Below are 10,373 nucleotides of genomic sequence, written 5' to 3' on the forward strand. Positions count from 1 at the left end.
TTGGTCGGAGCACATGATCAGGCGAAGGCCGCCTACCTGTCCGGCGAATCCTCAAGCAAGCCAATCAGTCTCGTCCAGAGGATAAAGAACAAGCTGAGTAGGTGTTCAAGAACCGATGATCTGACGAACGCGAACCCGGCTCGCCCTGGGCGACTGCACACCGGGGAGCCGGTGTTCGGAAGCCCGTTCATCAACGGGACTGCCTGGATCAAAGCTCGATCGGGCGCTGTCGTCGGATTTCAGCCACTCGGCTCAGCCCTGAGCACTCCGGCCTGTACGACATAGGCGTCCGCGCCGAATATCTCGGATGTCGTCATCGGGGATCAGTCGGTCCAGCTGGTGGTGTGGTGGCCGCCGCTGTCTGAGTGGCCACCATGGTGGCCACTGCTGTCGTGGTGGTGCCCACCATGGTGGGGCGCGATGTCGGAATGTGAAGTTTCGGAGGAGATTCCGAAGGTGTCGAGCGAACCGCTGCGGCGGCGTGGCCGTGGCCGTGAGTCGCGGTGGACGATCGCGGTGACGATTACGCGGACGGTCAGCAGCGCGAAGAAGACGGCCAGCGGCGCGAGCACCAGCACGAGGAACCCCAGCACGATGTAGACGAAAATTGTCACCGCCGCAGCGTGCGCGTGGTGCACGTGCGGCGTCAACACCAGAGACTCATCGCCGGCGAAGTGCGGGGCCAGGCAGTGTCGAGAAACGCGGCGGAAGCCGTGTGTGTCCGACAACTTACATTGACCGATTTCGGACCAATCCCGCCCATGGGAACACACGACACTCGGCAATAGCGTGCGCTGCCGACGGCCGTATGGCGCTCTGCCAGTTGATCTTCCGATGTCCGCGCTGGCCGGTTCGGTCCGCGCGGGATCCGGCAGTAGCGGATGTTTGAACTACCTCAGCTCTGCGGTGTCGATACATCTTCAGTGGGAGGATCGAGGCGAAAGAAGCGGCTACGACGCGCGCTTCCGTCTCGACGGATGATGGTGTCCTGGTGCACGCCGAGGTCAGTCGCGCCCAGCTTGCGGATCGCGGCCGCCGATCGGAGGTTTCGCTCGTCGGTGCGAAACCTGATCCACTCTGCCCCTTGCGTGAACACTTCACCGATCAGCAGCGCCTTCGCTCGCATGTTGATTCCAGTGCCCCAAACTGTCGGCGTGAACTGGGTTCCCCCGATTTCGACACCCTCCGGGGCGGAAGGATCCCAGATCAACGATGTCCTGCCGACCACGCCCCTTGCTCGGCGGACGGTGAATGTCAGCCACAATCCGGCCGCCATGCTGGCCACGATGTCCGCATCGAGCGTGCTGAAATCCTCGGGCACCGTGCGAGGTATGTGCTCCCATACACATTCATCGCGCAGCGCTTCGAACAGGTCCTCAGCGTCGGCGGAGCTGTACGACCGTAACGACACCTCGCCATCGTCGAGGCGGTCGCGGGAAAGACGTAGCGGCCAGATCACATACCGATCCTTGCAGGAGTCAGCCGATTGCTACCAGATGCACTCAACTCGGGCAGTAGCGGACGTTCCGCCGGCCTCGGATCGGCACGGCCAGTTGATCTTCCGACAACACGCGCCGGCCGATTCGATCAGCGCGGCATGCGGCAATAGAGGATGGGTGCGGCTCTCCTGGTGACGGTTGATCAGGCGGCGAGTCGATAGTCGTCGGCGGGGACGCGTTGGTGTTCGCGGGTGAGGTGAAAGTTCCAGTAGGAGTTGAAGTCTCCGTTGCTGATGAGGGTGCGGAGGGTGAGGATGGCTTCAGCGCCGGTAAGTCCCCATCGGGAGCCGGTGATGTCGAGCCGATCGGCGACGAGGTGGCGGGCCGCTCCCTCGATCTCGATCAGTCCGAGAGTGCCTCATCAGCGGCACCGAACTCCGCATCGACGGTGCTGCCTACACCTGACCACTCGCCCTTTCCACTGGGCGCCGAACGATTTCCTAACACCGGATGGTCAGTGCTGATGAGTCTGTCCAGAAGTGATTCCGCCACAACGGGATTGGGGAACAGCTGGCTGCCCTATTCGGTCAGTGCCCTCACATCGGCTCTACAGGGAAGCTGAGAGTCGCGGCCGGGGGTCTTGTCGCCGGTCCCGGCTCGGATGCGATTCGGGTGGGTTGATAAGGCTCCGCACCCGCATCAGTGCGCGGACTGGGGAGGGCAGGCCAAGTCGATGAGGGCGGCGACCGCGCGGGAGATCCGGATGGCGGCGTCGTCGGGGTCCGGCTGTCCGGCGTCCAGCCAGGCGATGATGGCTTCGAGGATGAAGGTGGGGATGACTTGCGCGGCCCAGGTCTGCCACGGGCCTTCGGGGGTGGCGTCCGCTAGATATCGGCGGGTGAGCATTGCCCCGTGGCTCTGGGCCAGTTCGGTGACGTCGCGGAATTCGGGTTCTCGGGGGGCGTAGCGAAACAACAACCGAAAGGCGTCCGGATCCGCGGCCGCGGCGCTGAGTAGAGCGGGAATGGATGTGCCGTCGAGCGTTTTGGTCCCGGCTGCGTCGCCGAGTCTCGTGTAGGCCCTTTGCAGGGCGGCGCGGAACAGCTCGGCCTTCGAGGCGAAGTGGCGGTAGAGGATCACCTGTGAGACGCCCGCCTCGGCGGCGATGTCCTCCAGTCCGGCCCCGGCGAACCCGCGCTGCGCGATCACCCGCGTCGCCGCGCTGAGGATCTGTTCGCGGCGTTGTTCGCGAGGCATGCGCCGGGTCTGTGCGGGTTGTCGATCTCGAGCAGGGATGCCGACCTCCTTGTTGAGGTGACAGTGTACAACCTCAGATGTTTAATGTAACTTGTACATGTGCTCCTATATAACGGTGTTGGTGAGTGCTCGATCGTCACCGTGTGCGTGTCACTGCCTCCGACCGGTGATGTGTTCACACGAAGATCCCGCGGCTGCCCAGAAACGCATCGCGGCAATCGAATCCGCCGTGCCCACCCTCATCCGATCGGTCGGGAGAACGGCTATTTCGGCCGGTAGTCGAGTCGGAGGGCGAATCTTGCTGTCTTGGGATTGCAGATTGCGCTCGCGGTACTCGGACGGCGATTCCCGGAATGCGTGTGGTCGCCCCGAGCGAGGAAGTGCGGTTCTTCGAAGACGACTTCCTCGGTTCGCTGGTTTCCTCGACGTCACCTGGTAGCTACCCGAATCGATTGCACTGGAAGGAATTCAGTCCATGTCGCACCGTCATACGGATGGCAAAGCGAACGATGTACCTGTATTTTATTTCAACTCGACTGCAGAAGGACTCGAACCACAGCCATGTGCGGTGAGCCCATGGTCTCCCGACATGATCATCGGTCCTGCAATCTGCGGCGCTCTGGCTCACGCTCTCGACACCGAGCACTCGACGGATGGATTCTCGGCTGTACGACTGACTATCGACCTGTTCCGACCCGTGCGATGGAGCCTGCTGACACTGGAGACCACCCGTGTTCGGGACGGCAGCCGGATACGGGTGGCAGACTCGATCGCTACACAGGATGGGAGTGCCGTTGCCCGAGCTTCGGCCGTTTTCCTTCGGCAATCGAGTCAACCGCCTGGCATCATTTGGATGCGAACCGATGTCCCGATGCCACCGCCGGGAGTGGACCCGGCAGTCCCCTCGATTCCACACTGGGGAAGCGATGACAGTGATCGATGGACGACCGATCCCATCGATCACAGCAATGGCAGCCGGAAACGGACCTGGCAACATGCCGCTCCCCTCTTCGCCGACCAGCCGGGATCGACATTCGCGCGCGTGGCGATGGTGGCCGAATCCACCAGCATGTTGACGAATTGGGGAAACAGCGGCATCGGCTTCATCAATACAGATCTGACGATGGCCATTTCCCGTAGGCCCCAACAAGATTCGGGCATCGGCTTGGAAGCGGACAACCATATCAGCAGCGGCGGTATCGCCGTGGGGACGGCCACACTGTACGACGAGCAAGGCATGTTCGGAACCGTTATCACCGCAGGGGTTTCCAGTGCCGCGCGGCAGATCGATTCGACCAAACTTCAGGAGGCGATTCAGCTGCCGATACGGGGTGGACGGGCGTCCGGTATCTCATGACTGACGGGCACACGAAAACGTATGCGGCCTTTGCGGGTTCGTGGATATTGCCGGTCGTGGACGAGATGTTGCCCGATAGACCCGAACCATACGCGGCCGGTGAGGCAGTCTGCGCCTCCGGCAGCGTTCTGAGCTCAGCCGACATTCGCATTTCTACACAGGGGAATTCACGGTGACGACGATCGAACGAAATCCGTGGGGTGCACTGGCTGCGCTCTGCGTGGGTTTCTTCATGATTCTGCTGGATATGACCATCGTCGCGGTGGCCAATCCTTCCATCATGTCCGGCCTGCATACCTCCCTGACCAGCGTGGTCTGGGTGACCAGCGCCTACCTGCTCACCTACGCGGTGCCGCTGCTGGTGACCGGCCGCCTCGGCGACCGATACGGGCCGAAGAATCTGTATCTGGCCGGTCTGGTCGTGTTCACGGCGGCGTCGCTGTGGTGCGCGCTGGCCGGCAGTATCGAGTCGCTGATCGCGGCCCGGTCGGTGCAGGGCCTCGGCGCGGCCCTGCTCGCGCCGCAGACCATGGCGGTGATCAGCCGGATCTTCCCGATCGAGAAGCGCGGCGCGGCAATGGGTGCGTGGGGTGGTGTCGCGGGTGTCGCGACGCTGGTCGGCCCGCTGCTCGGCGGTGTGCTCATCGACGCCGGCGGCTGGCAGTGGATCTTCTACGTGAATCTGCCGATCGGGGTGATCGGTCTCGCACTGGGCGTGTGGCTGATCCCGGATCTGCCGACCACCGAGCAGGGTTTCGACATTCCCGGCGTAGTACTGGTCGCGATCGGCATGTTCGGTTTGGTGTTCGGACTGCAGCAGGGCAATGCCTATCACTGGGCCGGATGGGTGTGGGCGCTGATCGTCGGCGGGCTGGTCGTGCTCGCGCTGTTCGTGGTCTATCAGGGCCGGGTGCGCAGCGAACCGCTCATGCCGCTGGGACTGTTCAAGGATCGCAACTTCGCGCTCGGCAATGTGGCGATCGCTTCGCTGTCGGTGGGCATGACCGCGCAGATGGTGCCGTCGTTCTTCTATCTGCAAGAGGTGCGCGGACTTTCGCCGACCAAGGCGGCGCTGATCTTCGCGCCCATGGCGATCGTGACCATGTTCCTGTCCCCGGTGGTGGGCCGCTTCACCGACAAATTGCATCCGCGGCTGCTACCGACCTTCGGTTTCGGACTGTTCGCGGTCGCGGTGTTCTGGTTCACCCGCCTTGCCACCCTGCACGGGTCGCTGGCGCTGATCTGTGTGATGGCTGGGCTCTGCGGTGTCGCCGGTTCTTGCATCTGGGCACCGCTGACGGCCACCGCGCTGCGGAACCTGCCGATCCAGCAGGCCGGTGCGGCCGCCGGCATCTTCAACAACAATCGCCAGCTGGGCTCGGTGCTGGGTAGCGCGGGCATCGGCGCGTTGCTGGCCGCGCGGTTCTCGGCGCACGGGCTGCCGTCCACCGGTTCCTCGGAAGGTGCTGTGGCAGGCCGTCTTCCGGAGATGATCAAGGTGCCCTTCGCGCTGTCGCTGACCGATTCGCTGCATCTCACGGTGCTCTGTCTGGCGGTGAGTGCGATGGTGTCGGCCTTCTTCGTCGCGGGCAAGCCGGTCGCCGCGCCGACCACGTCGGTGAAGTCGGAGGACGAAAGCTCGGCCTTCATTCCATAGAATTAGCTGAACGTTATTTGCGCCGCTCGGCGGGTGGTTGGTCGTTGGGCAGCAGCTCCGCCAGACCCGCTCGGTCGAGCCGGTTCAGCAGTTCCGGGGTGAGCTCGTCGACGGTCAGCGCTTTCGTGTGTCGGTTGTTACGAGGCTCGGGCTCTCGGCCGTGGTGGCCGCGACCATCGCGAACGCACCGAAGGCCGCGCCGCTGCTCATGACCTGGGTTGAACACCAGTCGCAGATGGATGCGGTGACCGCGGTGTCGGGTTCTGGGCCCGCGTGGCCATATCCCGGAACTGCACGAGGTGGTGAACGCTTTCGCCGCGCGACGAGCTGACGACGGCGGTCGTCATCGATGACCTGCCCGCGGACCGCACCGGCGAGGCGTTCGCGAAGGCCCTCGGTATCGGCGACGGCGTACTCGGGATGCGTCGAAATGATCATCGGCCGCAGCAGCCACCGCCCGGCACTATCGCGTGCCGACGTAATAGTGCCGGGCCGCTGTTGTCAACGCTTGTTGCATCCGGGTCAGGACACGTTGGTCAGCGGCAGCATGCCCCGCTCACCGAAGACCTTCTTCGCGACCAGGGTGGCGTTGATGGACCTCGGCATGCCCGCGTAGACGGCAGTGTGCAGCAACGCTTCCGAAATTTCGGTGGGGGTGAGTCCGACGTTGAGTCCCGCATTGATGTGCACGTCCAACTCGATCTCGCAGCCGCCGAGCGCCGCGAGCACGCCGAGGGTGACCAGCTGCCGGTCGCGGGGCGCGAGTTCGGGTCGGTCATACATATCGCCGAATGCCCAGGCCACCACCTGATGTCCGAGCTCAGGCGAGGTGTCGGCCAGCGACGCCACAATCCGTTGTCCTGCTTCGCCATCGACGCGGTTGAGGACATCGAGGCCGTGGGCGTAACGCTGTTCGCGGTTCATGATTTCTCCTTGGACGATTCGGTCGGTGTGACTGCTCAACTGTCGCGCACCGAACGACCGAATTAGCCCCACAGGCATCGGTAGCTATGCTTCCTATGCTTGGGAGGTATGAATTGATGGAGCTTCGACTGCTCGGCTATGTGGTCGCGATCGCCGAGGAAGGCACGGTCAGCGGCGCGGCGCGGCGCTTGCACGTGACCCAGCCGACCTTGAGTAGACAGGTGCGCGAACTCGAAAGACGGCTCGGCGTAGCACTTTTCGAGCGGGAGGGGCGTGGGCTGACGCCGACCGCGGCGGGAGCGGCCCTCGCGCGACGAGGCGCCGCCGTCCTGGCCGAAGCCGACGCCGCACTCGAGGATGTTCGGCTTGCCGCACAAGGGATGACCGGACGGCTGACCGTGACCTTCGCCGGATCCGGCATCAATGGACCGCTCGGGGCGGTGCTCGGCAGGCTGCGCAGGGAACTGTCCGGGGTGGACCTGCGGCTCGAGGAAAGCTTCAGCGATGCGGAGATGTCCGCCGGTGTCCTGGACGGCCGCTACGACATCGCCGTACAGCGACTGCCTGCGCGCGACGCCCGTCTGGCGACCCGCGTCTGGTGGACCGAACCGCTGACCATGTTCCTCCCCGCCGCCCACCCCCTCGCCCACGCGGTCGGACCGGCACCGCTATCCGCACTGGGCCAGATCCCATTGGTCATCTGGCCACGCGAGGTCTCCTCCCGCTCCTACGACGAGGTCATCGCGCTCTGCCATCGAGCCGGGGTGGTCCCGCGCATCGGCGCCGAAGGCCGAAGCGCCCAAACACTTTTGGCGCTGGTAGCCGCCGGATTCGGCGCCGCCGTACTAGCCGACTCGCACCGCGCGCTACACCGTGTCGGGGTAGCCCCGAGACCGCTGGCCGACACCTCGACGTCGCTGCATGTTGCGTGGCGTACCGACGATCCGAGCCCGCTGGTCGCGCGGTTCCACGCCGTGCTTGCCCAACACAGTCAAGAGCGCGGAAACGCCGACGGCAGTGCGGAAGTGACCTATCCCAGCCACTAGGGGCGACTCAAGCGCGCACGATACTGCTGTCTGCTGTCCCCATTTCGCTGAGCCCGAACCTGCCTCGCACGGCAGTGATCTGGCACAACCGGACCGTCGATGCACCCATCAAACGATCGCTCATCGCATACGACCACGAGAAATCTGTCGTCTACGCTGTTGACGTGCCTTACGCGCTCGCCCCGGACGATTGCGAGATCTACTACGAAGTCCATGGATCACAGGGAACTCCTCTGGTTCTGCTCGCGGGGCAGGCGAACACGCATCACTGGTGGGATGCGGTGCGCCCTGACTTCGAGGGCGTCCATCAGGCTGTGGTGATCGACTGGCGAGGCACCGGCCGTAGCGCCAGACCCGATGACGATTCCTACAGCACCCGCGCCTTCGCTGCCGATGTGTTGGCTGTTCTCGACCACCTGGGCATCCAGCGAGCGGATGTCTACGGGACCTCCATGGGTGGCCGCGTCGCCCAGTGGCTCGCCGCCGATCATCCGGACCGGGTAGAAGCGCTGGTGCTCGGCTGCACATCGCCGGGAGGTGCGCACAGCGTCGAACGGAGTCCCGTGGTGCGCCGCGCCCTGAGTCAACCGGACGCCGCAAAGGCTCGCCGCGCGTTGCTGGAACTGATGTATACCCCCGCCTACCTAGCTGCACACGTCGGGCCCTACCGCACCCTGGGCGACCCGACGATGCCGAATCACGCCCGCCGCCACCACCTGCGCGCGAGCGCACAACACGACGCATGGGAAGTGCTGCCGCGCATCATCGCCCCGACACTGATCGTGCACGGGTCCGACGACCGGTTCAATCCCACAGCCAATGCCTCGCTTCTCGCAGGCCGGATCCCGCATGCCCGAATACATCTCATTTCCCGAGCCAGACACGCCTATTTCGAGGAATTCCGGTCGAGCGCCAGCCCACTGGTACTCGACTTCCTCGATCAGGCCCACCACCGCCAGTCCTCGCGTCATCGGGTCGTGTCTCCCAATGATCAGAGCCATTCGACGATGAGGGCCGGGACGAATCCGGCACGGTAGGTGGTCGCGAGCTTGTCGTAGCGGGTGGCGACTGCTCGCCAGTGTTTGGTCTTGTTGCAGATGCGTTCTATGACGTTGCGCCGCAACAGAGTTCGATTCGACTTCGCCGAAGACAACGCATGATCTCGCGATGGCGGCCGCTTCGAATACTGAACGCCATCGTGGTCCGGACGCTCGGAACCGATTTGCTGGTGATTCGTGTCGAACTCGCGGCGATCAAGCCCTCTGCAACGACGGAGCCGAGATAGGCATCGGTCTCACCGTGGGTCGCGATGACGCCTCGAAGAGTCGGGTTTCGATGTCCTCTCGACTGACTCACGCAGCGTATTCCCGTATGCGGCAATAGCGCTCGCGCCTGAACTGTCGGATCAGTTAGGGTCGGCGCTGGTGCCGGACCGCAGACTGGCCGGTCGGTTCAATTGGGAGTTGGCAGTGAGTTCGTTGTTCGCGGTGTTCCTGCCGCTCGCGCTGGCGTTGGTGATGTTCGGTCTCGGTTTGACGTTGACCACGGCCGATTTCGTTCGGGTGCTTCGCTATCCGAAGGCAACGGTGGTGGCGCTGGTGTGCCAGATGGTCGTGCTACCGACGGTGTGCCTGGGCTTGGTCTACCTGTTCCGGCTCGACGGTGCGGTGGCGGCGGGTATGTTGCTGCTCGCGGCGTCACCGGGCGGACCCTCGGCGAACTTGTTCAGCCATGTCGCGGGCGGCAATGTGGCGCTGAACATCACGCTGACGGCAGTGAATTCGGTGCTGGCGGTATTCACCCTGCCGCTGTGGGTGGGTCTGTCGTACGCGCTGTTCCTCGACGGTGACGCCGGAATCGGCCTGCGCCCCGATAAATTCGCGCAGGTATTCGCGATCCTGCTGGTGCCGGTGGCGCTGGGCATGTGGGTGCACCACCGCTTCCCGGGCTGGTCGCTGCGGATGCGCGGCACCGTGAAGGTGGCATCCATCGTGGTGCTGGCATTGGTGGTCCTGGCGGCCGTGGCCCGCGACTTCCACACCCTCACCTCCCACATCGGCGCGCTCTCGGCGGTATGCCTGTCGCTGGCGATCATCGGCCTGGCGGTCGGCTACTACGTGCCCCGACTGTTCCGAATCGAGACCGACCAGGCCATCGCGGCCGCGATGGAGATCGGAATCCACAACGGCGCGTTGGCTATTGCCGTGGCCACGTCAGTGCTGCACAGCACGGCGATAGCGGTGCCGGGCGCGGTGTACGGGGTCCTGATGAATCTGCCTGCCGCGGCGGCGGCGTACTTGTTCGCCCGGCGTAGTCGGCCTGCGCCGGTGCCTGCTGCCGTTTGAGGGTAGTTGGACCATACGATCGTGAGGCGGTCATGTCTTCTCTCGGGAGTGCTCTTGAACGGCGCTCCCGGAAGACCTATCGCCCGACCGTGACCCCTGAGGGGAGCACCCCTGTCGATACTGCGTTCACGGGTACCACCTCCTCGGTCTCCTGCACGATCTCCGGAAAGCTAGCAGTGGTCGCTGTAGTCCGCCAACAGGTTTTTCGGTGGCTCTGCGACCGGATGAATCGTTCGGAATGCACTCAACTCGGCTAGATGATTGATTCCAAGGGGTGGGGCGGGCAGCCCCACTGTGTCAATGGTCGTAGGGGGTCAGTGATCGGTGGATCGGTGCACCGGTGTGGTC

10 protein-coding genes and 2 pseudogenes are annotated in these 10,373 nt (G+C 64.1%); 6 read left to right on the forward strand and 6 right to left on the reverse strand.

The annotated features are described in order from the left end of the window. Positions 1 to 323: 323 nt before the first annotated feature. From ACWEKS_RS47735 to ACWEKS_RS47750, 4 genes and pseudogenes are all read right to left on the reverse strand, one after another. Positions 324 to 653, reverse strand: a complete 330-nt coding sequence (locus ACWEKS_RS47735) for a hypothetical protein (protein ID WP_452346327.1) — start codon at positions 651 to 653, stop codon at positions 324 to 326. A gap of 242 nt (positions 654 to 895) precedes the next feature. Then, entirely contained in the window at positions 896 to 1,459 is a 564-nt protein-coding gene (locus tag ACWEKS_RS47740; protein WP_452346328.1) for a GNAT family N-acetyltransferase, read from the reverse strand. 182 nt (positions 1,460 to 1,641) lie between these two features. Then, positions 1,642 to 1,836: pseudogene (locus ACWEKS_RS47745) on the reverse strand (ISKra4 family transposase); the annotation flags it as partial. A 302-nt stretch (positions 1,837 to 2,138) separates the two neighbouring features. Then, a complete protein-coding gene (locus tag ACWEKS_RS47750; RefSeq protein ID WP_452346329.1) occupies positions 2,139 to 2,696 on the reverse strand; it encodes a TetR/AcrR family transcriptional regulator in 558 nt (185 codons plus the stop codon). Between the two features lie 475 nt (positions 2,697 to 3,171). Here ACWEKS_RS47750 and ACWEKS_RS47755 point away from each other — a divergent pair. The 3 genes and pseudogenes from ACWEKS_RS47755 to ACWEKS_RS47765 form a co-directional block, all read left to right on the forward strand. Next, a pseudogene (locus ACWEKS_RS47755) lies at positions 3,172 to 3,501 on the forward strand (acyl-CoA thioesterase domain-containing protein); the annotation flags it as partial. Positions 3,502 to 3,549: 48 nt separating this feature from the next. Further along, positions 3,550 to 4,053: a hypothetical protein gene (locus tag ACWEKS_RS47760; RefSeq protein WP_452346334.1), complete on the forward strand. Its 504-nt coding sequence runs from the start codon at positions 3,550 to 3,552 to the stop codon at positions 4,051 to 4,053. Positions 4,054 to 4,285: 232 nt separating this feature from the next. Next, a complete protein-coding gene (locus tag ACWEKS_RS47765; protein WP_452346335.1) occupies positions 4,286 to 5,710 on the forward strand; it encodes a DHA2 family efflux MFS transporter permease subunit in 1,425 nt (474 codons plus the stop codon). Between the two features lie 114 nt (positions 5,711 to 5,824). Here the strand turns inward: ACWEKS_RS47765 and ACWEKS_RS47770 are convergent, their stop codons facing one another. Then, the gene (locus tag ACWEKS_RS47770) at positions 5,825 to 6,148 is read right to left on the reverse strand and encodes a hypothetical protein (RefSeq protein WP_452346330.1); all 324 of its coding nucleotides are present in this window, start codon (positions 6,146 to 6,148) and stop codon (positions 5,825 to 5,827) included. An 84-nt stretch (positions 6,149 to 6,232) separates the two neighbouring features. Then, complete coding sequence (locus tag ACWEKS_RS47775; RefSeq protein WP_452346331.1) at positions 6,233 to 6,634, reverse strand: carboxymuconolactone decarboxylase family protein; 402 nt, start codon at positions 6,632 to 6,634, stop codon at positions 6,233 to 6,235. Between the two features lie 116 nt (positions 6,635 to 6,750). On the opposite strand from ACWEKS_RS47775, the gene ACWEKS_RS47780 reads away from it, so the two are divergent. The 3 genes from ACWEKS_RS47780 to ACWEKS_RS47790 all read left to right on the forward strand — a co-directional run bounded on the left by ACWEKS_RS47780 (position 6,751) and on the right by ACWEKS_RS47790 (position 10,025). Then, positions 6,751 to 7,680 carry a LysR family transcriptional regulator gene (locus ACWEKS_RS47780; RefSeq protein ID WP_452346332.1) on the forward strand — a complete coding sequence of 310 codons (930 nt, stop codon included), beginning with the start codon at positions 6,751 to 6,753 and terminating at the stop codon, positions 7,678 to 7,680. A 164-nt stretch (positions 7,681 to 7,844) separates the two neighbouring features. Next, positions 7,845 to 8,717: an alpha/beta fold hydrolase gene (locus ACWEKS_RS47785; RefSeq protein WP_452346336.1), complete on the forward strand. Its 873-nt coding sequence runs from the start codon at positions 7,845 to 7,847 to the stop codon at positions 8,715 to 8,717. 432 nt (positions 8,718 to 9,149) lie between these two features. Next, positions 9,150 to 10,025: a bile acid:sodium symporter family protein gene (locus ACWEKS_RS47790; RefSeq protein ID WP_452346333.1), complete on the forward strand. Its 876-nt coding sequence runs from the start codon at positions 9,150 to 9,152 to the stop codon at positions 10,023 to 10,025. Positions 10,026 to 10,373: the final 348 nt, after the last annotated feature.

The organism is Nocardia sp. NPDC004711 (assembly GCF_053601595.1).